The sequence below is a fragment of the Telluria sp. B2 genome, assembly GCF_051789535.1.
In the GTDB taxonomy this organism is placed as follows: domain Bacteria; phylum Pseudomonadota; class Gammaproteobacteria; order Burkholderiales; family Burkholderiaceae_D; genus Telluria.
Map to the genome: position 1 here is coordinate 1,405,817 of NZ_CP196525.1, position 22,654 is coordinate 1,428,470.

Below are 22,654 nucleotides of genomic sequence, written 5' to 3' on the forward strand. Positions count from 1 at the left end.
GGGCTTAGCGACGCGAGCGGGCCCCTGTCCACCAGCCCTGGAACCAGATCGCCCAGTGAAGCAGCAGGCCTGCGCTGAACAGGTAGTCGGCAAGCGGCCCTGCCTTGAGGGCGGCAGCAGCCAGGCCAGCAACCAACAGCAGGGTCCGCAAATGAGGGAGGGTCCTGTCGAGCAGCTCGCAATACCGCGAGAGGACAGCAATACTTGGCGTGAAATTGTGCAGTGGGCGTTTCGATAGTTTCATGTTCTTCGCCTTTCGGTTTGCCACAAAGCAACCCTCAATTATTGAGAGCTTAGCACGGCCTGCGTGAGATTCTGTGAGATTCTGTGCCGGATTTGACGACGACTGGCAGTAAAACCACAGATTCTTTTAATGCTCACAATACACCAATTTTGCGGTGGCGGTAGCCCTTCACGCACCCCTCCATTTCCTGCTGTTTTCGCATTGACGTTCTCCCCTGAATTTACGTAAGCGCCGGAATAGACCCTATTTTGTTCGGTTAATCGGCTTATAGCCTTGCGGCAACTCCAGTCATAATCGCGCCCTGTACAAGCAAGGGCAATCACGGAGCAGGGCATGGCAGACAGCGACGCAGAAAAGACAGAAGACGCGTCACCCAAGAGACTCGAAAAGGCGCGCGAAGAAGGCGACGTTCCCCGGTCGCGCGAACTGGCCACGTTCACGGTCCTGATGACGGCCGGCGCCGGCCTCTGGATCACCGGCGGCAGCCTGGTCGGCCGCCTGTCGGGCGCACTCGAGTCGGGCCTGAGCCTGAACCGCGAGCAGGTCTACAACCCGGACGTCCTGCTTGAGCGCATTGCCGCCGACGTTGGCGGCGTACTGCTCGCCTGCCTGCCGCTGGCCTTTGCCATCATGCTCGTTGCAATCGCTTCGCCCTTGCTCATCGGCGGCTTCAATTTCAGCGCGAAGGCGTTCACGCCCAACTTCATGAAGCTCAACCCGATCAGCGGGCTGGGCAACATGTTCTCGACCAATGCCCTGGTCGAACTGCTGAAGGCCGTCGCCAAGACCCTGCTGGTCGGCGCCGTGGCCTGGGTGGTCGTGATGAGCGAAATGGATGCGGTGCTGGGCCTGGCCGTCGAGCCGCTCGGCACCTCGACCGCCCACCTGGCCAGCCTGATGTGGCGCGCCTTTCTCTTCATCGTCGGCGCGCTGGGCGCGATCGCGGCCATCGATGGCCCTTACCAGCTCTGGCACTACGCCAACAAGCACAAGATGACGCGCCAGGAAATGATCGAGGAAGCCAAGGAAGCCGAGGGCAATCCGCAGATGAAGGGCAGGATTCGCCAGCTCCAGCGCGAAATGGCGCGCAGCCGCATGATGCAGAATGTGCCCACTGCCGACGTCGTGGTGACCAACCCGACCCATTACGCGGTGGCGCTGAAGTACACCGACGGCCAGAAAGGCGCGCCGCGCGTGGTGGCCAAGGGCGCCGACGAGGTCGCGGCGAAGATCCGCGAGCTGGCGAAAGAGAACAAGGTCGCGCTGCTGGAAGCCCCGGCCCTGGCCCGTGCGCTCTACAAGCACACCGAGATCGACGACGAGATTCCCGAGAAGCTGTACTCGGCCGTGGCCGAGGTGCTGGCTTATGTCTTCCAGTTGCGCAACTACAGCAAGGTCGGCGGACAGTATCCGGATCGCCCGACCAGGCTGCCTGTTCCGCCGGAAATGGACCCGCTGAACCCGGCTTCGCAGGCGCAGCAACCGCAGCAACCGCAATAACCAGATACCAGTAACGGAGCAATTCGATGAACAGTTTGAGACTGCCTGCCTGGCTGAGCGGACTCGGCGCCCGGGGCAATGCCCTGGCCGCGCCGATCCTCATCATCCTGCTGCTGGCGATGATGATCCTGCCGCTGCCGGCCTTCATCCTCGACCTGTTCTTCAGCTTTAACATTGCGCTGTCGGTGATCGTGCTGCTGACCGCGCTGTATACGGTCAAGCCGCTCGACTTCATGGCCTTCCCGGCGATCCTGCTGGTGTCGACCATGCTGCGCCTGTCGCTCAATGTGGCTTCGACTCGCATTGTGCTGACCGAAGGCCATACCGGCGGCGCCGCGGCCGGCAAGGTGATCGAAGCCTTCGGCCACTTCCTGATCGGCGGTAACTACACCGTCGGTATCGTGGTGTTCGTCATCCTTACCATCATCAACTTCACCGTCGTTACCAAGGGCGCGGGCCGTATCGCCGAAGTGGGCGCGCGCTTCGCCCTGGACGCGATGCCGGGCAAGCAGATGGCGATCGACGCCGACCTGAACGCCGGCATGATCGGCGAAGCCGAGGCGCGCAAGCGCCGCGCCGAAGTCGGCCAGGAAGCCGAGTTCTACGGCGCCATGGACGGTGCCTCGAAGTACGTCAAGGGCGATGCCGTGGCCGGCATCATGGTCACCCTCATCAACGTGATCGGCGGCCTGATCGTCGGCGTGGCAATGCACGACATGGCGGTCGGCGACGCCGCCAGGACCTACACCCTGCTGGCCATCGGCGATGGCCTGGTGGCGCAGATTCCTTCCCTGATCATCTCGATTGCGGCGGGCATGGTGGTGTCGCGCGTGGCAAACGACCAGGATATCGGCGGCCAGATGGTCGGCCAGCTCTTCGCCAAGCCTGAAGTGCTGTACATTACCGGCGGCATCATCGGTGGCCTGGGCCTGATCCCGGGCATGCCCAACCTGGTGTTCCTGCTGCTGGCCGGTGCGCTGTGTGGTGGCGGCTACCTGCTCGGCAAACGCAACAAGGAGGCGCCCCAGCGCGAAGCCGAAGCCGCGGCCGAGGAGGCGGCGGCCGGCGCCACCAAGGCCGCGTCCGCCGAAACCGAGGAAGCGACCTGGCAGGACATCATGCCGGTCGATACCCTGGGCCTGGAGGTAGGCTACCGCCTGATTCCGCTGGTCGACCATGCCCAGAGCGGCGAGCTGCTCAAGCGCATCAAGGGCATCCGCAAGAAGTTTGCCCAGGAAGTCGGCTTCCTGGCGCCGCCTGTGCACATCCGCGACAACCTGGAACTCAAACCCTCGGCCTACCGCATCACCCTGAAGGGCGTGGAAGTGGGCAGCGGTGAAGCGATCAACGGCCAGTTCCTCGCGATCAACCCGGGCATGGCCAGCGGAACGCTGCCGGGCCAGCAGACGGTCGACCCGGCCTTCGGGCTGCCCGCGGTCTGGATCGACGCCGGGCTGCGCGACGAGGCGCAGAACCTGGGCTATACGGTCGTCGATGCCGGCACCGTGGTGGCGACCCACCTGAACCACCTGGTCACGACCCACGCCTCCGAGCTGCTGGGGCGCATGGAAGTGCAGGCATTGCTCGATCACCTGGGCAAGGAATCGCCGAAGCTGGTGGAAGACCTGGTGCCGAAAGTGGTGTCGCTGTCGACGCTCCAGAAAGTGCTGCAGAACCTGCTGCTCGAAGGCGTTCACATCCGCGACATGCGCACCATCATCGAGACCCTGTCCGAGCATGGCCCGCAGACCCAGGACCCGAACGATTTGACCGCACTGGTGCGCATTGCCCTTGGACGGGCGATCGTGCAGCAGTTGTTCCCCGGCACGAACGAACTGAGCGTGATGACCCTGGACAACCGCCTCGAGCGCTTGCTGATGCAGGCGCTGGGCGCGGGCGGCGACGGCACCGGCATCGAACCGGGCCTGGCCGACACCATCGCCCAGCAGGCGCACCTGGCTTCGCAGCAGCAGGAAGCGATGGGGCACACGCCGGTGCTGCTGGTGCCGGGCCCGCTGCGCGTGCTGCTCTCGCGCTTCCTGCGCCGCGCACTGCCGCAGCTGAAGGTCTTGTCGCATTCGGAGATTCCCGAGACCAAGACGATTCGGGTGACCAGCCTGGTGGGGGCGCAGTGATCCTGAATGGCGCCGGTAACTTTCAGAGCTATGCGGGCATGGAGAGCGGACGCTTTCCCTTATCGCGCCTGAAACTGCCTTGGGATATACCTGAAAATGATTCGGCAAAAAAACAACACTTAAGCAGAACTTTTTTTAAACCTACGGTGTTGTTAACCGAACAGTTCCTTCGGCTCAGCTGTGAATATTAGTGAAATTTTCTATCTTTTATCACTGTTGGTCGGTCGTCCAAATATTCACGAATTCTCACCGATGTGTGTCATGAAAGGTTCGCGCGTACGCTGTTAATACGGGCATCAGGATGGGTCTGGAGGGCTCTGCCTGTTTTTTTGCGCAGTGCGGCAGGAGGCCGCGCTATCGCAGCACAACAAAGAAGGCTGCTGGGGTTTTTATCTCGTGCGGTTCTACCAGCCTGATCCTGGCGCGTCCCCTGTTAGGAATCGAAGTCGCGCCTGGAGTCCGCTCAAACAGCTGAGTTGGGGCGTAGAGCGCCAGCTTAACAAAATCCACCGTGTAAAAAACACATCTGTGGATAACACTGACTTCGCACGAAGCTAAATTGTTCAGCAGTTGCTCATAGGGAAAATTATTGCTTTAAGGTTCCATGCTGTTATCTGGAGTAATGCAAGTTGATCGGCTAAAATACCTTTCCTCAAGTACCAAGCCGAACTGTTCGAAAGGCGATACCACCGCCGCATTTATCAATGGACATTGCAATCTCGCCCTATGCTGGCGAACGAAAAATTGCACAGTTCAGACTCGGTCGACGAAGCACTGGTGTTCGCAACAGCGGACACTTGTTGATCGGCAGTCTTTTGATTCTCATTTTGGAAAATATATTATGATTTTGGTAACGGGTGGGGCTGGCTTTATCGGCTCGAATTTTGTATTGGACTGGCTGCAGGGTTCGGACGAGCGAGTCGTTAACCTCGACAAGCTGACCTATGCGGGCAACCTGCACAACCTGGACAGCCTGAAGGGTGATGCGCGCCATATTTTCGTCGAGGGGGATATCGGCGACAGCGCACTCGTTGCCGAGCTGCTGGCAAGGTACCGCCCGCGGGCGATCGTGAACTTCGCCGCCGAGTCGCATGTGGATCGTTCGATTACCGGGCCGTCCGCATTCATCCAGACCAATATCGTCGGCACCTTCAACTTGCTCGAGGCCGTGCGTGCCTTCTGGACTGGCCTCGAAGATGGGGAAAAGGCGGCGTTCCGCTTCCTGCACGTTTCGACCGACGAAGTCTACGGCTCGCTGGAGCACGACGATCACCCATTCCGCGAGACCAACCAGTACCAGCCGAACAGTCCTTATTCGGCAAGCAAGGCTGCCAGCGACCACCTGGTGCGCGCCTACCACCATACGTATGGGCTGCCGGTCCTGACGACCAACTGTTCGAACAACTACGGTCCTTTCCATTTCCCTGAAAAGCTGATCCCGCTGATGATCGTCAACGCACTGGCTGGCAAGGCCTTGCCGCTGTATGGCGATGGCACCCAAGTGCGCGACTGGCTGTACGTCAAGGATCACTGCAGCGCCATCCGCCGCGTGCTCGAGGCAGGCAAGCTGGGTGAAACCTACAACGTCGGCGGCTGGAACGAAATGCAGAACGTCGAGATCGCGCGCACCCTGTGCGGCCTGCTCGACGAACTGCGACCGCGCGCGGATGGCAAGTCCTACCGTGAGCAAATCACCTATGTGACCGACCGCCCTGGCCACGACCGTCGCTACGCGATCGACGCGGGCAAGATCGAACGCGAACTCGGCTGGAAGCCGGCGGAAACCTTCGAGACCGGCATCCGCAAGACGGTCGACTGGTACCTGGCCAACCAGGAATGGGTCGTTACCCTGCAATCGAGGGCCGCATGAAATTCCTATTGTTCGGCAAGGGCGGCCAGGTGGGCTGGGAATTGCAGCGCAGCCTGGCGCCACTCGGCCAGGTCGTTGCGCTCGACTTCGACAGCAAGGACCTCTGCGGCGATTTCACCAACCTCGACGGGCTTGCTGCGAGCGTCGAAGCAGTGCGTCCGGACTTTATCGTCAATGCAGCGGCCCACACGGCAGTCGACAAGGCGGAGTCCGAACCCGAGCTGGCGCGCACCATCAATGCGCTGGCGCCGGAAGTGCTGGCCAAGGCTGCCCAGCGCGTCGGGGCCGGTATCGTCCATTACTCGACCGATTACGTTTTCAACGGTAGCGGCGATGCTCGCTGGAAAGAGACTGACCAGCCACAGCCGCTGAACGTGTACGGCCAGACCAAGCTCGAAGGAGAGCGGCTCGTTGCCGCAGCCTGTCCGCGGCACCTGATTTTCCGGACCAGCTGGGTCTACGCCGCGCGTGGCGGCAATTTCGCCAAGACGATGCTGCGCCTGGCTGCCGAGCGTGAGCGCCTCACCGTGATCGATGACCAGTTTGGTGCGCCAACCGGCGCCGAACTGCTTGCCGACGTAACCGCGCATGCATTACGTGACCTCGTGCTGCATCCCGAGCACGCGGGCCTGTATCACCTGACGGCATCCGGCGAGACAAGCTGGCATGGCTACGCGCGCTACGTGCTCGACATCGCATGCGCCGCTGGTGCGGCGTTAAAGGCGGCGCCAGACAGCGTCGCGGCGGTACCGACCACGGCTTTCCCGACGCCAGCGCAGCGTCCTCTTAACTCGCGCCTGGATACGGACAAGTTGCAGGTAACGTTCGGCTTGACGCTGCCCGACTGGCGCGCTGGTGTGGACCGTATGGTCCGCGAAATTCTGTAAAGCATAGAAAACAATATGACCTCGGTTCATCGTAAAGGCATCATTCTCGCCGGCGGTTCCGGCACCAGGCTGCACCCAGCCACCTTGTCGATCAGTAAGCAATTGTTGCCGGTGTACGACAAGCCGATGGTGTACTACCCCTTGAGTACCCTGATGCTTGCCGGCATTCGTGACGTGCTCATCATTTCAACTCCGCAAGATACTCCTCGCTTCGCTCAGCTGTTGGGTGACGGATCGCAGTGGGGCATGAATCTGCAATATGCGGTGCAGGAAACGCCGGACGGGCTCGCCCAGGCTTTCCTGATAGGTGAAAAATTTCTTGGAAACTCTCCGTGCGCGCTGGTCTTGGGCGACAACATCTTCCACGGACACGACTTGGCAACCCTGCTGCATGCAGCCAACGAAAAGACCTTCGGCGCCTCGGTATTTGCCTACCACGTGGCTGACCCCGAACGTTACGGCGTGGTCGAATTCGACACCAGCGGCAAGGCTTGTAGCATTGAAGAAAAGCCAATGGTTCCGAAAAGCAACTATGCTGTCACGGGACTGTACTTCTACGATACGCAGGTTGTCGAGATCGCGAAATCGATCAAGCCAAGCGCTCGAGGCGAGCTCGAGATCACTGCAGTGAACGAGGTCTATCTGAAGCAGGGAAGCCTGGATGTACAAATTCTGAAGCGGGGCCATGCCTGGCTTGATACCGGTACCCACGACAGCCTGCTCGAGGCGAGCTCATTCATTGCGACGCTCGAACATCGCCAGGGACTGAAGGTTGCCTGCCCCGAGGAGATCTCATGGCGTCAGAACTGGATTAGTTCCGAACAGCTTGCCGCCCTGGCCGCCCCGTTAGCCAAGAGCGGCTACGGCAAGTACCTGAACCGCCTGCTGAAGGAGAACGTCCTGTGAAATCGACCAAGCTGGCGATACCGGATGTCGTTTTATTTGAGCCGAAAGTATTCGGGGATGAGCGCGGCTTCTTCTTCGAGAGCTTCAGCCAGCGTCATTTTGAAGAGGCGATCGGCAGAAGCGTTACTTTTGTGCAGGACAACCATTCGCGCTCGACGCAGCATGTGCTGCGCGGCCTGCATTACCAGATCCAGAATGCGCAGGGCAAGCTTGTACGCGTCGTGCATGGCGCGGTCTTTGACGTTGCGGTTGACATGCGCAAGAGTTCGCCCACCTACGGCCAATGGGTCGGCGAGATCCTGTCGGCTGAAAACAAGAAGCAGCTCTGGGTGCCAGAGGGTTTTGCCCACGGTTTCTATACGCTGTCCGAGACTGCTGAGTTCCTCTACAAGACAACCGACTACTATTCGCCCACGTTCGAGCGGTGCGTCCGCTGGGACGACCCGGTAGTCGGGATCAGCTGGCCGATCACATCCGAACCGATCGTATCCGCCAAGGACAAGGTCGGCAGCAACTTCTCTTCAGCAGAAGCATTCGACTAAGAAGCTATCCCAGTAGACCTGCGGCGCACGAATTTCTCTACGAGACGACCAATTATTGGTATCCCGAATTCGAGCGTACCCTGCTGTGGAACGACCCGGCCGTCGGTATCGACTGGCCGATCGGATTCATGCCTCGGATGGCCGACAAGGATGCTGCCGGCCGCCTGCTCAGTGAGCTGGAGACGTTTGCCTGACCCGGGGGCGGATGACAAGCCGGCAGGCGTCAGATGCGTTCCGGCAGCGCATGCTTCAACCCGTGGCCGCAAACTTAGGGTGCAGGGCTTCACCGGACACGCATGACGTTCTTCTGCGCGTGTCTGCAAGCCCAAGCCTTCGCCCGCCAGGGCCGCGCCCGGCCGCGAACCCGACACTCCCCGCGAGAATTGACCCCATTTCCCCATCCTTTTCCCCGGATGGTTGCTTCGTGGCATCGTCAATAATCTCTTCCGTAGACAGGCGAGTTGCGCCTGCATTGAATCGAGCCTAGCAGTGCGGAGAATAAGATGAATGTGAAGAAATTTACAGCGGCAACATCCCGGGAAGCCTTGCGCAAGGTGCGCGATGCGCTCGGACCCGATGCCGTCATCCTCTCGAACCGGCCCGTCGATGGCGTGGTCGAGATCCTCGCACTCGACAACGACGACGTCGCCGCGCTGGGCTCCCCGGCCGCCGGATCGGAGATGGCCGCGCCCCAGCCGCGCCTCGATCACCTGCACGCTTTTGACCAGGAAGCCTCGTCCTTCGTGAACCGCCGCGCCGCGCCGTCCGCACCGGCCCCGGCGCCGGAACACTTCTTCGCCCCGCGCCGCGCGGCGCAGATGGAGCCGGAATTCGAAGCGGCCTTTGCTCCGCGCCGCGCCGCAGCGCCGGCCCCGGAGCCGGCCTTCGACATGGCCGCCATGACCCAGATGATGCAGGCCGCGATCGCCCAGGCCCGCGAATCGGCCGCCGCCGAGATGAACGGCATGATGAGCGAGATCCGCGCCATGCGCGGCGTGATGGAAAACCAGCTGGCCGAGCTGTCCTGGGGCAGCACCCAGCAGCGCGAGCCGCAGAAGGCGGTCGTGCTGCGCGAGATGCTGGGCGCCGGTTTTTCGGCCTCGCTGTCGCGCTACCTGATCGACAAGATGCCGGCCAACAAGGACGCGGCCGAGGCGATGCGCTGGATCAAGACCGTGCTGGCCCGTAACCTGACCACCATGGCCGACGAGGATACGCTGCTCGACAAGGGCGGCGTGTTTGCCCTGGTCGGCCCGACCGGCGTCGGCAAGACCACCACCACCGCCAAGCTGGCGGCGCGCTGCGTGATGCGCCACGGCCCCGAGAAGCTGGCCCTGATCACCACCGACGCCTACCGTATCGGCGGCCACGAGCAGCTGCGCATCTACGGCAAGATCCTGGGCGTGATGGTGCACTCGGTGAAGGACGAGGCCGACCTGCGCATCGCACTCAAGGAGCTCAGGAACAAGCACACCGTGCTGATCGACACCATCGGGATGTCGCAGCGCGACCAGATGGTCACCGAGCAGGTGGCGATGCTGGCCGGCGCCGGCGCCGACGTGAAGCGCCTGCTGTGCCTGAACGCGACCGCGACGGGCGAGACCCTGAACGAAGTGGTGCGCGCCTACCAGGGCAGCGGCCTGCACGGCTGCATCATGACCAAGCTCGACGAAGCCGCCTCGATCGGCAGCGTGCTCGACGTCGTGATCCGGCAGAAGCTGAACCTGCATTACATCTCGAACGGCCAGCGCGTGCCGGAAGACCTGCACCTGGCCGACCGCGCCATGCTGGTCGACCGCGCCTTCCGCGGCCGCCGCGATGCCGGCAACCAGTTCGACGACGCCGACCTGCCGCTGGTGATGGCGCATACCGGCAACGTCGCCAGCGACAGCAGCCTGCGCGGGGTGCGCCTTGGCTAGTTTCGACTTCGACCAGGCCGAAGGCCTGCGCCGGATGCTGGCCGGTCCCAAGCCGCGCGTCGTGACCTTCCTGTCGGCCACGCCGGGCGACGACAAGGCCGCGATGCTGGTGAACCTGGGCGCCTCGCTGGCCCAGGCCGGCAACGACGTGATGATCGTCGACGCCTGCCAACGCAGGGATGGCGTAACGCGTGGCGTCGCCTGCCACCTGGAGATGGAACGCCATGTCAGTTTGATGCAGGTGGCGCGCCAGGAATGCGCGCTGAACCAGGTGGTCCAGCATGCGCCGCAAGGCTTCCAGGTCGCCCTGCTGGCACGCGATGGCGTCGTGCCGCGCACCGGCAGCGATGAGCAACGCCGCCTGGCGAAAGCCTTCGAGGTGCTGGTGAAAGGGCAGGGCGGCATCGTCATCGTCGATGGCGAACTGAACCGTGAAGGCGGCTTCGCCGTGCCCATGCTGGCCGACTCGGAAATCGTGGTGCAGGTGTCGAACAGCGCCACCTCGATCACCAACGCCTATGCCCTGATCAAACGCCTGGCCCAGGAGTTCGGGCGCCGTCCCTTCGGCATCCTGGTCACCGGCGCCACCGAGGCGGAGGCGAAGGTGGTTTACGATAATATGGCGACGGCGGCAAGTCGTTACCTGGCGGTAACGTTGAGCTCGATGGGCTCGGTGCCGGCGGACGAATACCTGCACCGCGCGGCGCGTCTCGGGCGCACCGTGGTCGACGCCTTCCCGCTGGCCGGGGCCTCGGTGGCGTTTCGCCGGCTCGCCGGGCGCTTCGCCTTGCCGGGCATGGCCGGGCTGGGGCGCCACGGCGGCGCGCGTTCTTAAGAAAAAGCACAAGTATGTATACCGTCAAAGGGAAAGCGGACAAGAATCACTTGCTCACCCAGCACCAGCCGCTGGTCAAGCGTCTTGCCCACCAAATGAAGGCCAAGCTGCCGCCCTCGGTCGAGGTGGACGACCTGATCCAGGCCGGCATGATGGGCCTCTTGGACGCCATCAACCGCTACGAAGACAACCACGGGGCCCAGTTCGAGACCTATGCCGTGCTGCGCATCCGCGGCGCGATGGTCGACGAATTGCGCGCCAACGACTGGATGCCGCGCAGCACCCGCCAGAACATGAAGAAGGTGGAGGGCGCGATGACCACGCTGCAGCAACGCCTGGGCCGCCCGCCGAGCGAATCGGAAGTCGCCAAATCGCTCGACATGTCGCTCGAGGACTACCAGGACATGCTGTTCGAAGGCGGCGGCCACCAGCTGGTGTATTACGAGGACTTCCACGAGGACGACGGCAACGACAGCTTCCTCGACCGCTATGCCGTCGATGAATCCGATCCGCTGCGCGCGCTGCTCGACACCGACTTCCGCTCGGCCGTGATCGAGGCCATCGACAACCTGCCGCCGCGCGAGAAGATCCTGATGGGCCTGTATTACGAGGAAGAGCTGAACCTGAAGGAAATCGGCGCCGTCCTGGGCGTCTCCGAGTCGCGCGTGTCGCAGCTGCACACGCAAGCGGTGGCGCGCCTGCGTGCGTCGCTGCGGGAGAGACTGTGGACTTCGCCAGCCTGATCGGCCTGGCGCTGGCGCTGGCCGGCCTGTTCGTCGGGCACACGCTCGACGGCGGCCGCTTCGCCTCCCTGTTCCAGCCGGCGGCCTTCGCCATCGTCGTCGTCGGCACCTTCGGCGCGGTGCTGCTGCAATCCGAAGCGCGCAGCTTCCGGCGCGGCATGCGCATGCTGCGCTGGGTGTTCTTCCCGCCGCGCAGCCAGCGCCAGCCGCTGGCCAGTGCGATCGCGCTGTGGAGCTTGAGCGCGCGCCGCGACGGCCTGCTCTCGCTCGAGCAGTACATGGGCACCAAGGACCTGTTCATCCAGAAGGGCCTGCGCCTGGTGGTAGACGGCATCCAGCCGGAGAAGCTGCGCAACCTGCTGGAAACCGAGATCAACGCCTTCGAATTCGCCGAACGCCAGGCGGCGCGCATCTGGGAATCGGCCGCCGGCTATGCGCCGACGATCGGCATCCTGGGCGCGGTGCTGGGCCTGATCCACGTGATGGAAAACCTGTCCGATCCGTCCCGGCTCGGCTCGGGCATTGCGGTCGCCTTCGTGTCGACCGTCTACGGCGTGGGACTGGCCAACCTGTTCTTCCTCCCGGTCGGCAACAAGCTGAAAGCCATCGTCGCCGACCAGGTGGTGCAGTACGAGATCCTGGCCGAGGTCTTCCACGACCTGGCCAGCGGCGACCACACCCGCGTGGTGGAAGAGCGCGTGGCCAGCCTGCTGGCAAAGCGCTGAAGACCATGGCGCGCAAACGCTACGACGATGCGCAGCCGCATGGCGAGGACCGTGACCGCTGGCTGATTTCCTACGCCGACCTGATCACGCTGCTGTTCGCCTTCTTCGTCGTGATGTACGCCATCTCCATCGTCAACGAAGGCAAGTACAAGGTGCTCTCCGACGCCCTGGGCAGCGCCTTCGGCGGCAATCCGCAGACCCCGCAGGCCAGCAGCACGATCGAGCCGCTGCCGCTGTCCGGCATCATCGCGCGCAAGCGCGCGGAGGCGGCCAAGCGTGACCGCGAACGCATGAACACCCTGGCGCGCGACCTGGGCGCCTCGCTGGCGCCGCTGGTCGAATCGGGCAAGGTGCGCGTGGTGCAGACCGCGCGCGGCGTCAGTGTCGAGATCAGCGAGAGCGTGCTGTTCGCGCAAGGCCAGGCGGCGCTGGGCGAGGCATCGCGCGCGACGCTGGGCGTGGTCGCCGGCCTGCTGAAGGACGATCCGCATGCGATCGAGGTCGAGGGGCATACCGACAACGTGCCGATCGCCAGTCCGTTGTTTCCATCGAACTGGGAATTGTCCGCCGTGCGCGCCAGCAGCGTGGTGCGGCTCTTCATCGAGAACGGCATCGCCCCGGCGCGCATGACGGCGGTCGGGCATGGCGAGAACCGGCCGGTGGCGTCGAACGACGACGAGGCGGGCAGGGCGCGCAACCGGAGGGTCGCGGTGACGATCCTGGCGGCGAAGCCGGAGTGAAAGAAAATTTCATTTTATTGCTGTTGGTGAAATAATCTTTCATCAAGCGTTCTATACCGCGTGGACACAGGTGTCCACCCTACAACTGCGGGGTTGCGTAGGGTGGACACCTGTGTCCACGCCGTCTCACCCTTCGCTACCACGGAACGTCAAACCCACCCCCGCCCTTGGCATTTCCGTCTCCCGCCCGCACAATGGAATCACACAAGCATATGGAGCACCCATGCAACGCCGACCCTTCCTGCTCGCCACCGTGATGGCGGCCAGCTTCCTGCCCGCACTCGCGGGCGCCGCCCCCGGAGACCCCCAAGTGGCAGTCCGAAACAAGATCGAAGTCGAATCCGTGAACGGCCGCGCGCTGGTCCACCTGACGGTGTACAACTACGGCAAGCAGACCATCTGGATCCCGCGCGAAATGGCGGAAGAAAAGGAACTGACCGGGCGCCGCTTCGACGTGCGCGCCTTCGACGGCCGGCCGCTCGACTACACCGGCAAGATGGTGAAGCGCGCGGCGCTGACGGCGGACGATTACGTGCCGGTCGCGCCAGGCAAGGAGCTGAAGAACACGATCGACATCACGCCCTCCTACGCGTTCAAGGAGGGCCGGCACAGCTACCAGATCGGCTATGACGGCCCTTACCTGACCGATGTGAAGCGGCTCGACAAGCCGGCGGAAAGCCCCGCGCGGCCGCTGACCTTCATCCACACCGGCCAGTAAGCGGCAACTTCGCCCGATCAATCCAGCGCCGGGGTGTTCTCCCCAAAGTACTCATGCGAGTCGGCATTGTTGATGGCCCGTTGCGGGGCCGTGCGCGCCATCTCGGCGGCGGCGCTCTGGCCGTAGACGTGGTCGTCGGTGCCGGCCACGACGTCGAAATGGCTCATCTCGTGCAGCAGGGTGCCGCCCATTGAATCGGTGCCGGTCAGCGGCGCCGTCCAGAACGCCTTGCAGACGTAGATGTTGTAGGGCTGGGCCGGGTAGACATAGGCGAAATACGGCTCGTCGCAGCCGCAATCGACCTTCACCGGCTTGGTCTCGAAGGCGTTCTTGATGGCCGTGAAATTGTTCGTGACCGTGGTCACGCGCGCGGCCTCGTGCGTGCCGAACCAGTTCACGTAGCGCGGGCCCTGCTGCTTGCGGCTGGTGAGGTAGTCCACGCCGTCGGCCGCCATCGCGGTGCCGGCGGCAAAGGCATTCGTGATCGAAGCCTGCTGGGCGTTCGAGCACTGGCTGAAGGTGAGGCCAGCCGGGCCGCCGGGCGCGGCCAGGGCGGGCGTCACGACGCCGCGCGGCAGGCGGCCCTCGATCCAGATCGCCGCCGGGCTGGAGGCGAGGTCGCCGACCACGATGTCGGCCCCCGCCTTGGCGCCGGGCGCGGCATTGCTCGGGTTGCTCGTGTAATAGCGCACCGAATAGGCGCCCGTGACCTGCATCTCGTACAGCTTCGACAGCTCGACCCGCGCGCTGCGCGATTCACCCGGCGCCAGCACGATGTAATCGGCTTCGGTCGGCGCCGCGCGCTTGACGTGGCGCCCGAGATAGCGCACTGGCAGCCCGTCGCGCGTGATCTGGAACAGCGCATGCTCCGCCGGCACGAAGGGCGTGCGCCACTTCAGCAGGCGCTGGGGCGTACTGCCGGTGTTAGTCAGGGTTACGGTCACGTTGACGTCGTTGCCCTTGCCGAGCGCCGGCTGGTCGGGCGTGACGGTGACGGCGATCTCGCCGGCGGCATGGGCAGGCAGGGCGCAGGCGAACAACAGGGCGGCAGCGGCGTGAAGGGTAGGGCGGTGCATGGATTCCTCCGTCGAAAAATGACTCCAAGGAATACTGTGTGCCTGTTAGTCAGCGGCCGGCTTGCGTTGCGGCAAGGTTTCGGGGCGGCCGTTGTAGGGTGGACTCCTGAGTCCACGCGGTACACCGGTGGAGATCTCGCAAATTGGCGCTGTGCAGGTTTGTAGGGTGGGTTCTCGAACCCACGCGGTACGGAGCTCGCGTTGTCGCAAATTCGATCCGTATAACGCAATCGGTTGCGGATGCTTTCCCGGTACAAAGTGCCTGGACGACTGCTCCGGGCCGTAAATGCTCCTTGACACCGAGGTCCTTCGACAAGGCGGCCTAGCTACAATTGCGGCATGTCAGCCGCACTATCCTCTGTTGCATCTACAGACGGTGAGTCACCGTACTGACCCATCCTCACAAAAGGCTTAAGGTGGGAACCAGTCATTTCGCCGTCACGCCACGGCGGCCCGGCACGAATGCCGACCACATGAGGACAATATGAGCGCTAACGATCAAGAAAAGCATGAAGCAGAACCCCGCGTGACTGCCGCAGAGCCGAGAGCGAATGGACAGTTCGACCAGTTCAAATCGAAGGCCTCGGATGTGCTTTCCTCTCCGTATGTGCGTGGCGCCGCTGTGCTGGGCATCGCAGCGGCGGGTTATGCGCTCGTCAGGCGCAAGAAAACGCCTGTATTCAGTTGGCCCACTCGGTCGAGCAGGCCCAGCAGGCCCAGCAGGTCCAGCAGGGCAGTGGAACGCAGCGGCGACAGCGGCGATACCGTGAAGGCAGGTAGTTTTCTCGTACCTCTGGCAGCGTTTCTTGCCTCGGCAGTGAAGAATGCCAGTGTCCCCGCATCGGCCCCGGTCCAGGAAGCAAAAGAATATGTTGTGACGCGTTCGGAGAACCGCACATCCGATGCAAAGGACGCGCATACAGTCGATGCAAAGGACAAGGACACAGCCACAAGTACCCCGCCGCACCCGAAGTTCGAGCAAACCTCGGCGAGCTGGGTCGGCAGGCAGTGGCAAATCATCCTGGCGGCAGGAAACGCATGGATCGATGATTACGCCCCGAGCATGGGGGCGGCGCTGTCGTACTACACACTGTTTTCCCTGGCGCCGCTACTGGTCCTCGTCATCGCGATTGCCGGGTTGGTATTTGGACAGGACGCCGCACAAGGCGCAATCATCGCGCAGCTTCAAGGCATCATGGGGAAGGAAGGGGCGACGGCGGTGCAGGGCTTGCTCCAAGCCGCGCGTGAACCGTCCACCGGGATCCTCGCCAGTATCGTTGGCGGTTTTCTGCTGCTGCTGGGCGCCACGGCCATTTTCGCCGAACTGCAAACCGATCTGGACCGCATCTGGCGCGTGCCGGCGAAAGAAAAACCTTCAGGCATTTGGGGATGGGTACGCAGCCGCGTCTTGTCCTTCGGCCTGGTTCTCGGATTCGCTTTCATGCTGATGGTTTCCCTTGTCGTCAGCGCTGCGCTGGCGGCGACGAGCGAATGGTTGGGCGGGGGAGAAGCGGCGGAAAGCGTGTTGGCGAGCGTACTGAATTTCACCGCGTCGTTTGCGCTCTTCACGGTCCTGTTTGCGATGATCTACAAGATCATGCCAACCGCAAAAATATCCTGGCACGATGTGTGGATGGGGGCCGCGGTCACAGCCTTGCTCTTCAACGTAGGCAAATCCTTGATCGGCTTGTACCTTGCGAAATCGAGCGTGGCCTCGGGCTTTGGCGCAGCCGGCTCTTTTGTGATTCTGGTCGCCTGGTTTTACTATTCCGCGCAGATTTTCCTGTTTGGTGCTGAATACACGTGGGTGTACGCAAACAGCAAAGGACGGAACGGCAGCGCCGGCCGCTCCTAGTCACGTGCTTACCAGATGGGTGGACTTAATTCTGGAAACAACAACGGCCGCATTCGCGGCCATTGTTGAAAGAGAAGCAAGTAAGCCTCAGCCCAGCACGAAGCGCCGCGACGCCCAATCGGAACCGCTGAGTGCATCGCGTCGAAAGGCAAGTATCAACGCCTGATCTGCTCGAATATCTCGATCGATGTCACGGAAGCTGGATGTTGTTGGCTCTTGCCATCTCCAATTCCCACGGACCGCTAGCCTGTCCAGCCGGCCTCGCCGATCCAGCGCAGGGCGCTCAGCGACGGCATGAACAGGTATTCGCCGCCCCTCAGGCGATTGAAGGTGGTGACGCCGTCCAGTCGGCGCCTCACCGGCGCCTGCGGCAGCGTGAAGCTGCCGGGCGTTTCGTGCAGGCCGACGACGGCATCGCGCTCGGCACCAAGGTCGATGAAGTTGCCGCGGTTGATCCACTCCTGCTGGAGAAACTCGATGGTGTCGTAAGCGCGCGCGCTGATGAAGATGAAGAAGATGCCGCGGTCGCCATGCACATCGTCGGCCGCCGTCACGTCGCGGCGCCATTTGGGGCCGAAGGTCGAGGAGCGTCGAATGATGCGGTGGATGTTCACGTCGGTCAGGATCGTCAGCTTGCTGTCGCGCGGGTTCAGGCGCCGCATGTGGGACGCATGCGGGCATACGAAACCGCGTGGGTCCTTCGAAAAATCGAAATCGTTGTTGCGAGTCGGGTCGGCGCCCAGGTCCGGATCGTCATGTTCGGGCGCGAGGATCAGCGGCGCGCCGCTGCGCCAGCGCCCGACCAGCTTGGCGGCCAGCAGCTCTTCCTCCTGTTCGCCGGAGGCATGGCTGCGCACGAAATCATTGAAGGCGCCGACCTGGCTGGCGTACTTGCGCAGCACCACGAAGGAGCCGTTGCGCCCCAGTTCAGGCGGATCGGGCATCGCCACCGGCGACCCGCTCTCGCTGTCTTCGCCGAGGATGAATTCGCCGGCCGCGATCGCACGCTCCTGGCCCGGCACCGGATCGACGCCGCTGCCGGCGACTGCCGGCTGCGAAATCGAATCGCGGAAGCCGAAGGGATTCTTGGCATCGGCATCGGCGCCGAAGGCATGGGTGCCGACCAGGGTCACGCCGTGCGAGCGCGCCAGTTCGCCCATGGCCCTGGCGCGCGCGACGTCGAGCGCGGCCTCGTCGCGCGCATAGATCGTCAGCGCGAGGTGGCAGGCGCCGGGGCGGAAGGCCTCGTCCCAGTGTTCGGGCGCATTGCCGCCGATGTCGCGCAGTTGTTCGGCGCGTGCCGCCATGCCTTGCTGGAAGGGCAGGGGGAAACTCTTCAGCGAGGATTCCGGCAGGCCCAGCGCCTTCAGGCCCTGGAAACTGAGCGCCGCGCCAATCCAGGCTTCGCGGTCGTCGGTCCAGCCAGCCGCGGAGGGGATGTGGGCGGCCAGGCGGCGCACCAGGTCGCGTCCTCCTTCCGCCTCGTCGATATGCAGCATCGCGTGGATGCCGACATAGGGTTCGGGGCGCGAGCGCAGGATCAGGGCCTGGATGTCGTCCAGGGCCAGCGTGACCCGTTCGCGCCGGAAGCGCGCCTTCAGATCGGTGAGCAGGCTCATGTCAGTAATCCACCCCTTCCGGCTGCGAGATCGCGGCCGTGAGCGTATCGAGCGCCTTGCGCGTCGTCTCGTCCGCGGGCGGATGCGCGGCCATGGCGTCGAAGAAGGCATCCAGCGCCTTTTCCATGCGCTGGTAGCGGCGGGTGTCGACCACTGTCACCTGCGGATTGGCGACGAACCAGCCGGCGGCGTCGATCTGGTGCGAGGCGATGAAGTCCTTCACTTGCGGACTGGCGATGCCGGGCCAGCCTTCCACGTTCGCGAACAGCAGGTCCATCAGTTCCGGGATCTTGGTCGCGAAATCGTTGATGTAGCTGTCCCAGTCGCCGTCATAGGTGGTGGCGAACAGGATGCGGGTGTCGTTGTCGAAGAAGACGAAACGCATGTCGTGCAAGGTGGAGACGCGTTGGGCGCCGTCCATATTGCCGTTGGTGAGATCGAAAATGCGGCGCAGGCGGTCGGCGCCGCCCGGCTTGAGCTGCGCGATGGCGGTCAGCTCGGACACGTTGCCGGATTGCTTGCCGGCGCGCCCGGCCGACCTGGCGCTGCCCTTCAGGTCGGGATTGTGCTTTCGCACCATCGCTTCCAGCGCGATCTTCGCAAGATGCGGCGCGTCGTGCGCCACCGCGTCGATGCGGCGCCTGACTTCCTGCAGCCAGGTTTCGTCGTCCAGGCGCGGGTCGGTGGTTTTCTCGGTCATGGTTCTGGCTCCTCAGTCGGGAATGTCGGAAGGCTGCGATGGCTCCGTGCGCGGCCGCGCGTTCATCGTGTGGCGATATACGCTCGAACGCTCATAGGCCGCGCGCCGGATGCGCATGATGCCGCCCAGCGGCCGGTGTGCCTCGATGCCGTTCCAGGGGTTGAAGGACAGGATGTCGTCGCCGTACACCTGGCGTCCGGGCGTGGCGCTGGGCTGCGCAGGGAAGCGCAGCGTGGCGATCGGGCGGTGCGGGGAACGCTCCTCGCTCCACGGTACGGCGGCGTCCTCGACCGGCATCGCCGCCAGGTCGACGCACAGCTGCGCCGACAGTTCATATTCCGCGCCCTGTTCGGCGAAGAAGGCGCTGACGGCGTCGCGCATGCAGGCGTCGTGCACCTCGCGCAGCGGCTGGCCGGCCAGCGCGCGCACCTCCACGGACTTCGGCGCGAGCGCGAGCTTGGCGATGTAGTCGCCGAAGCGGATTGCCGCCTGCGTGTGGTAGGTCTCGCCGAGCGGATGGTGGTTGTCGCGCGCCAGGCCTTCGAGGGTGGCACCCGGCTCCAGGCCCAGCGCCTGCACCAGTTCCTTCGCGCCGCGCGCGGTGCCGGCGACCAGGCGCTGGAAGGTGTCCGGCGCATGCGCGTTTGCTTCGAGCAGCGCCAGCATCTGCTTGTACTTCGGGATGGTGCCGAAGGCGAGCACCGGGAAGTTTACCATCAGGAAATCCTGGTTGGCGCCGGCGATGTCGGGCGACAGGCGTTCGCCGTCCACGCCCATCACCTTGAGCGCGAAGCCGCGCGGGGCGGGAATCTTGTCGGAGTGGATGTCGCCGGGCGCCGAGGACAGGCGCGCGACCACCTGGTAAGTGCGCGCCTTGGCGAAGATCCCCTGGCGCAGCTCGGGCGGCAGATCCGCATGAACCTCGAGTTCGCCCACCAGCAGGCCGTTCGACTTCGCATGGGCGTCGCGGATCCCGTGGCGGTGGCGTTCGAAGGCGCAGCGGTTGGTGGCCGCCATCCGTTCGACGATCTCTTCGGTCAGGCGCGCTTCGTCCTCAGCGACCGTTTCGACATCCGGGGTGTAGGGAAGAGGAAGCAAGATCATACCCTCCAAAAGGTTGCTTTAAATGCATCATTGATGGGTATATTAGGAGATAATTTGTTGCACCGCAACCGAGAGCACGCTCTAGCGTGCGGGTTGACGCTGCGGCCATCCGGGGCGTGCCCGGACCACCAACGCATCGAAGCTTGTGCGATGCGGGCAAGGCAAGCGACGCCGTTCAGGCCGAACCGCACGCTCTCGTCCTTGGAGCGTTCCCGGTTCCGAACGCTCCAGGTGGGTCAGCTTTCGGCGAGAGGCGGCGCAATCGAGCGACGCCAGCTGGCAGGTCTTGAGCGCACCCGGAAACAACAACGGCCGCATCCGCGGCCGTCATCAAAAGAGAAGAAGGTAACTTCAGCCCAGCACGAACCGCCGCGAGGCCCCGGCGCCAAAGGTCTGCCCATTGGCCCCATACAAGGTCGATTCCGCACCGCTGGTCGGCGTACGCAGCGCCTGCAGCACGGTCTGGTTATGCGCCATCTGCCGGTTGATCAGCAGGCCGTTCACCCGGTTCAATTCCTTGGCATCCGCGGTACGGGCCAGCAGCGCCGACCATTCCGAACGCACAGCCTCGTCGCCATGCGCCGCCAGCCAGGGTTCCATGCCGGCTTCCGCCGCTTGGAAACCCGCGCCGCCCAGGGCCGCGTGGCGCTGGCGCGAGAGTTGCGCCAGTTCCTGCACCAGCGCGACCTTGCGTGGCGTCACTTCTGCCAGTCCGTCCGCATCCGCCGCCACCAGCAGTTGCTGTTCCTGCTTCATCAGTTCCACCAGCGCGTCGATGCGCTGGCGTTCGGCGGGGAGGGTGGCGGTCGGACTGGTCATATCGCTTTATCGGTTGCGTGAGTGAAGCAGGTCGCGCACGGTATCGAGCAAGCCGTCCGCGATCCTTTCGGAATTGACTTGGAACTGCCCATCGGCAATTGCCATCTTGATACGTTCAACTTTCTTGGCATCGAACACTTCGTTCGCCTTGCCGGTCGCGCCCGTCGCCTGGGCTTGCGAGGACAGGCGTACGCTGTCGGTCTGGACCGGAGTGGCGGTGGCGGCAGCCTTTTCCGCCTGCTTCGCGTTGGCTGCCGTAGTCTGATTCTGTTGTTGCAGGCCTTGTGTGCCTTTGAGGGTATCGTTGATTTTCACAGCATCATCCTTCTCTGTTCGGAGCAGGAACTCCGGGATCTGCACTGTGTAACGGCCATGCAGGCCCAAACTTTAGCGCGGATCCGAAAACAGCGAAGTTTTTTTACAATGCCACTTCCACCACGCCCCCGGTCCTTGCGGTTCCGCTGATGATCGCCCCGCGCGGCGTGCGCACCTGCACCACCTGGCCTTCGCCGGCATTGCCGATCGCCTTGCCTTCACCCGAGACCGAGAAGTTTTCCCCGCGAGAAACAATGCGCACCGCCTGGTTCTGCTGCACCACGGGTTTGCTCTTCAGCGAATCGAGGCGCAGCGGGGCGCCAGCCGGCAGCGAGACGATGGGCGTGCGGCCGATCGCCTGCGCCATGTCGGTGACGATCCCGTTCGGCATGGCGGCAATGTCGCCCTGCATCGTGGTCAGCTGGCCGGCCTCGATGGCCTGGCCCTGGGCGAGCGGCACGGCGGCGGTCACGTAGTCGGCGATCACCGTCACCTGGGCCTGCAGGAACATGCTCCAGCTCGGGGCCGTGCAGCGCACGCCGACCGTGGTCTTGCCCCAGGGCCGGGCGCCAGGCTGCTGGAAGGCTTCCGGGGCCGGGCAGGCGGGCAGCGACAGGCGCGGGTCGACCGCGCCGATCTTGACGGTCACTTTGCCTGGCAGGCCGGCGCTTTGGGTCTGCAGATAGTGTTCGGCCACCTTGCGCAGCGCGGCGCCGTCCTGGCGCGCGCCTGCGCTTTGGCCCGACCCTTGCGCCAACGCCAGCGGCGCGGCCAACAGCAGGGCGGTGAACAATTTCAAATTCTTGAACATGGCAAAAGAATGCTTTTCGATGCCTGCCATCTTAGGCGTCTTGATGCCGCAGTGAAACTTTGAATAGCCGGGGTTTGGGGTGCTTTATCGTTCGATTGGGTTGTGTTGCCCAAACGTATGATTCACGCTGTCCCAACCAGAAATCTGCCCGGAGGCGGCATGATCGGCAAACTCGACAACTACTTACGCTTCAACGAAACGGCGCTGTCCCTGCGGTCGCAGCGCCAGGAACTGTTGGCGTCCAACATCGCCAACGCCGACACCCCGAACTTCAAGGCGCGCGACATCGACTTCGCCAGCGCCATGCAGGGCGCCCTGTCGCGCGCGGCGAACCCCAGCAATCCGCTGGTCGCGACCAATGCGCGCCACCAGCAGCCGGCCGCCGACGGCAAGGCGCTGCCGGACGGCACCCCGGTGCTCTACCGCGGCGTGGTGCAGGGCGCGGTCGACGGCAACACGGTCGACATGGACGTCGAGCGCAACCAGTTTGCCGACAACGCGCTGCGCTACGAAGCCGGCATCACCATGATCAACCACCAGATCCGCGGCCTGCTGGCGGCGATCCAGAGCGGGCAATAAGCTTTCAAAGGC

23 protein-coding genes are annotated in these 22,654 nt (G+C 63.6%); 15 read left to right on the top strand and 8 right to left on the bottom strand.

The features are described 5' to 3' along the window. Window positions 1-4: 4 nt before the first annotated feature. Complete coding sequence (locus tag ACSUZJ_RS06290) at window positions 5-244, bottom strand: hypothetical protein (RefSeq protein WP_499414330.1); 240 nt, start codon at window positions 242-244, stop codon at window positions 5-7. A 333-nt stretch (window positions 245-577) separates the two neighbouring features. Between ACSUZJ_RS06290 and flhB the strand changes: the two genes are divergently transcribed. The 13 genes from flhB (at window position 578) to ACSUZJ_RS06355 (ending at window position 13,764) form a co-directional block, all read left to right on the top strand. Next, window positions 578-1,744, top strand: coding sequence for a flagellar biosynthesis protein FlhB (gene flhB, locus ACSUZJ_RS06295; RefSeq protein WP_499414332.1), 1,167 nt, complete (start codon window positions 578-580; stop codon window positions 1,742-1,744). Between the two features lie 26 nt (window positions 1,745-1,770). Continuing rightward, window positions 1,771-3,879 carry a flagellar biosynthesis protein FlhA gene (gene flhA / locus ACSUZJ_RS06300; RefSeq protein WP_499414334.1) on the top strand — a complete coding sequence of 703 codons (2,109 nt, stop codon included), beginning with the start codon at window positions 1,771-1,773 and terminating at the stop codon, window positions 3,877-3,879. An 841-nt stretch (window positions 3,880-4,720) separates the two neighbouring features. Then, on the top strand, window positions 4,721-5,749 hold the full coding sequence (gene rfbB, locus ACSUZJ_RS06305) for a dTDP-glucose 4,6-dehydratase (protein WP_499414336.1): 1,029 nt from the start codon (window positions 4,721-4,723) through the stop codon (window positions 5,747-5,749). Then, the gene (rfbD, locus tag ACSUZJ_RS06310) at window positions 5,746-6,636 is read left to right on the top strand and encodes a dTDP-4-dehydrorhamnose reductase (protein WP_499414338.1); all 891 of its coding nucleotides are present in this window, start codon (window positions 5,746-5,748) and stop codon (window positions 6,634-6,636) included. The genes rfbB and rfbD overlap by 4 nt, the downstream gene beginning before the upstream one ends. 15 nt (window positions 6,637-6,651) lie before the next feature. After that, on the top strand, window positions 6,652-7,542 hold the full coding sequence (gene rfbA, locus ACSUZJ_RS06315; protein ID WP_499414340.1) for a glucose-1-phosphate thymidylyltransferase RfbA: 891 nt from the start codon (window positions 6,652-6,654) through the stop codon (window positions 7,540-7,542). Beyond that, window positions 7,539-8,084, top strand: coding sequence for a dTDP-4-dehydrorhamnose 3,5-epimerase (gene rfbC, locus ACSUZJ_RS06320; protein ID WP_499414342.1), 546 nt, complete (start codon window positions 7,539-7,541; stop codon window positions 8,082-8,084). Before rfbA ends, rfbC begins: the two co-directional genes overlap by 4 nt. Beyond that, window positions 7,967-8,278 (top strand): dTDP-4-dehydrorhamnose 3,5-epimerase family protein, encoded by a 312-nt coding sequence (locus ACSUZJ_RS06325; protein WP_499414344.1) that lies wholly within the window; start codon window positions 7,967-7,969, stop codon window positions 8,276-8,278. The genes rfbC and ACSUZJ_RS06325 overlap by 118 nt, the downstream gene beginning before the upstream one ends. A gap of 309 nt (window positions 8,279-8,587) precedes the next feature. Beyond that, complete coding sequence (flhF, locus tag ACSUZJ_RS06330) at window positions 8,588-10,003, top strand: flagellar biosynthesis GTPase FlhF (protein WP_499414346.1); 1,416 nt, start codon at window positions 8,588-8,590, stop codon at window positions 10,001-10,003. Beyond that, window positions 9,996-10,838, top strand: a complete 843-nt coding sequence (locus ACSUZJ_RS06335; protein ID WP_499414348.1) for a MinD/ParA family ATP-binding protein — start codon at window positions 9,996-9,998, stop codon at window positions 10,836-10,838. Before flhF ends, ACSUZJ_RS06335 begins: the two co-directional genes overlap by 8 nt. 14 nt (window positions 10,839-10,852) lie before the next feature. Then, window positions 10,853-11,581 (top strand): RNA polymerase sigma factor FliA, encoded by a 729-nt coding sequence (locus tag ACSUZJ_RS06340; RefSeq protein ID WP_499414350.1) that lies wholly within the window; start codon window positions 10,853-10,855, stop codon window positions 11,579-11,581. After that, entirely contained in the window at window positions 11,563-12,306 is a 744-nt protein-coding gene (locus ACSUZJ_RS06345) for a flagellar motor protein (RefSeq protein ID WP_499414352.1), read from the top strand. The genes ACSUZJ_RS06340 and ACSUZJ_RS06345 overlap by 19 nt, the downstream gene beginning before the upstream one ends. A gap of 5 nt (window positions 12,307-12,311) precedes the next feature. Beyond that, window positions 12,312-13,046 carry a flagellar motor protein MotD gene (gene motD, locus ACSUZJ_RS06350; protein WP_499414354.1) on the top strand — a complete coding sequence of 245 codons (735 nt, stop codon included), beginning with the start codon at window positions 12,312-12,314 and terminating at the stop codon, window positions 13,044-13,046. Between the two features lie 223 nt (window positions 13,047-13,269). Next, window positions 13,270-13,764: a hypothetical protein gene (locus ACSUZJ_RS06355; protein ID WP_499414356.1), complete on the top strand. Its 495-nt coding sequence runs from the start codon at window positions 13,270-13,272 to the stop codon at window positions 13,762-13,764. Window positions 13,765-13,781: 17 nt separating this feature from the next. Here the strand turns inward: ACSUZJ_RS06355 and ACSUZJ_RS06360 are convergent, their stop codons facing one another. Next, window positions 13,782-14,840: a M35 family metallo-endopeptidase gene (locus ACSUZJ_RS06360; protein WP_499414358.1), complete on the bottom strand. Its 1,059-nt coding sequence runs from the start codon at window positions 14,838-14,840 to the stop codon at window positions 13,782-13,784. A gap of 484 nt (window positions 14,841-15,324) precedes the next feature. Here ACSUZJ_RS06360 and ACSUZJ_RS06365 point away from each other — a divergent pair, with 484 nt between their 5' ends. After that, the gene (locus ACSUZJ_RS06365) at window positions 15,325-16,695 is read left to right on the top strand and encodes a YihY/virulence factor BrkB family protein (protein ID WP_499414360.1); all 1,371 of its coding nucleotides are present in this window, start codon (window positions 15,325-15,327) and stop codon (window positions 16,693-16,695) included. 242 nt (window positions 16,696-16,937) lie between these two features. On the opposite strand, the gene ACSUZJ_RS06370 is transcribed toward ACSUZJ_RS06365, so the two are convergent. From ACSUZJ_RS06370 to flgA, 6 genes are all read right to left on the bottom strand, one after another. Continuing rightward, entirely contained in the window at window positions 16,938-18,314 is a 1,377-nt protein-coding gene (locus tag ACSUZJ_RS06370) for a Dyp-type peroxidase (protein WP_499414362.1), read from the bottom strand. Window position 18,315: 1 nt separating this feature from the next. Beyond that, entirely contained in the window at window positions 18,316-19,014 is a 699-nt protein-coding gene (locus ACSUZJ_RS06375) for a hypothetical protein (protein ID WP_147936201.1), read from the bottom strand. 12 nt (window positions 19,015-19,026) lie between these two features. Continuing rightward, on the bottom strand, window positions 19,027-20,118 hold the full coding sequence (locus ACSUZJ_RS06380) for a catalase family protein (RefSeq protein WP_499414364.1): 1,092 nt from the start codon (window positions 20,116-20,118) through the stop codon (window positions 19,027-19,029). Window positions 20,119-20,469: 351 nt separating this feature from the next. Continuing rightward, on the bottom strand, window positions 20,470-20,937 hold the full coding sequence (locus ACSUZJ_RS06385; protein WP_499414366.1) for a flagella synthesis protein FlgN: 468 nt from the start codon (window positions 20,935-20,937) through the stop codon (window positions 20,470-20,472). 6 nt (window positions 20,938-20,943) lie between these two features. Then, the gene (gene flgM, locus ACSUZJ_RS06390; RefSeq protein WP_499414368.1) at window positions 20,944-21,252 is read right to left on the bottom strand and encodes a flagellar biosynthesis anti-sigma factor FlgM; all 309 of its coding nucleotides are present in this window, start codon (window positions 21,250-21,252) and stop codon (window positions 20,944-20,946) included. Between the two features lie 103 nt (window positions 21,253-21,355). After that, window positions 21,356-22,063 (bottom strand): flagellar basal body P-ring formation chaperone FlgA, encoded by a 708-nt coding sequence (gene flgA, locus ACSUZJ_RS06395; protein WP_499414370.1) that lies wholly within the window; start codon window positions 22,061-22,063, stop codon window positions 21,356-21,358. Between the two features lie 159 nt (window positions 22,064-22,222). Between flgA and flgB the strand changes: the two genes are divergently transcribed. Continuing rightward, the gene (gene flgB / locus ACSUZJ_RS06400; protein WP_499414372.1) at window positions 22,223-22,642 is read left to right on the top strand and encodes a flagellar basal body rod protein FlgB; all 420 of its coding nucleotides are present in this window, start codon (window positions 22,223-22,225) and stop codon (window positions 22,640-22,642) included. The last annotated feature ends 12 nt before the right edge of the window (window positions 22,643-22,654 follow it).

Bases quoted from the DNA above. Each gene is read 5' to 3' on its own strand.
- ACSUZJ_RS06290 (WP_499414330.1), bottom strand. From the start codon at position 244: ATGAAACTATCGAAACGCCCACTGCACAATTTCACGCCAAGTATTGCT.
- flhB (WP_499414332.1), top strand. From the start codon at position 578: ATGGCAGACAGCGACGCAGAAAAGACAGAAGACGCGTCACCCAAGAGA.
- flhA (WP_499414334.1), top strand. From the start codon at position 1,771: ATGAACAGTTTGAGACTGCCTGCCTGGCTGAGCGGACTCGGCGCCCGG.
- rfbB (WP_499414336.1), top strand. From the start codon at position 4,721: ATGATTTTGGTAACGGGTGGGGCTGGCTTTATCGGCTCGAATTTTGTA.
- rfbD (WP_499414338.1), top strand. From the start codon at position 5,746: ATGAAATTCCTATTGTTCGGCAAGGGCGGCCAGGTGGGCTGGGAATTG.
- rfbA (WP_499414340.1), top strand. From the start codon at position 6,652: ATGACCTCGGTTCATCGTAAAGGCATCATTCTCGCCGGCGGTTCCGGC.
- flhF (WP_499414346.1), top strand. From the start codon at position 8,588: ATGAATGTGAAGAAATTTACAGCGGCAACATCCCGGGAAGCCTTGCGC.
- ACSUZJ_RS06340 (WP_499414350.1), top strand. From the start codon at position 10,853: ATGTATACCGTCAAAGGGAAAGCGGACAAGAATCACTTGCTCACCCAG.
- motD (WP_499414354.1), top strand. From the start codon at position 12,312: ATGGCGCGCAAACGCTACGACGATGCGCAGCCGCATGGCGAGGACCGT.
- ACSUZJ_RS06355 (WP_499414356.1), top strand. From the start codon at position 13,270: ATGCAACGCCGACCCTTCCTGCTCGCCACCGTGATGGCGGCCAGCTTC.
- ACSUZJ_RS06360 (WP_499414358.1), bottom strand. From the start codon at position 14,840: ATGCACCGCCCTACCCTTCACGCCGCTGCCGCCCTGTTGTTCGCCTGC.
- ACSUZJ_RS06365 (WP_499414360.1), top strand. From the start codon at position 15,325: ATGAGCGCTAACGATCAAGAAAAGCATGAAGCAGAACCCCGCGTGACT.
- ACSUZJ_RS06370 (WP_499414362.1), bottom strand. From the start codon at position 18,314: ATGAGCCTGCTCACCGATCTGAAGGCGCGCTTCCGGCGCGAACGGGTC.
- ACSUZJ_RS06375 (WP_147936201.1), bottom strand. From the start codon at position 19,014: ATGACCGAGAAAACCACCGACCCGCGCCTGGACGACGAAACCTGGCTG.
- ACSUZJ_RS06380 (WP_499414364.1), bottom strand. From the start codon at position 20,118: ATGATCTTGCTTCCTCTTCCCTACACCCCGGATGTCGAAACGGTCGCT.
- ACSUZJ_RS06385 (WP_499414366.1), bottom strand. From the start codon at position 20,937: ATGACCAGTCCGACCGCCACCCTCCCCGCCGAACGCCAGCGCATCGAC.
- flgA (WP_499414370.1), bottom strand. From the start codon at position 22,063: ATGTTCAAGAATTTGAAATTGTTCACCGCCCTGCTGTTGGCCGCGCCG.
- flgB (WP_499414372.1), top strand. From the start codon at position 22,223: ATGATCGGCAAACTCGACAACTACTTACGCTTCAACGAAACGGCGCTG.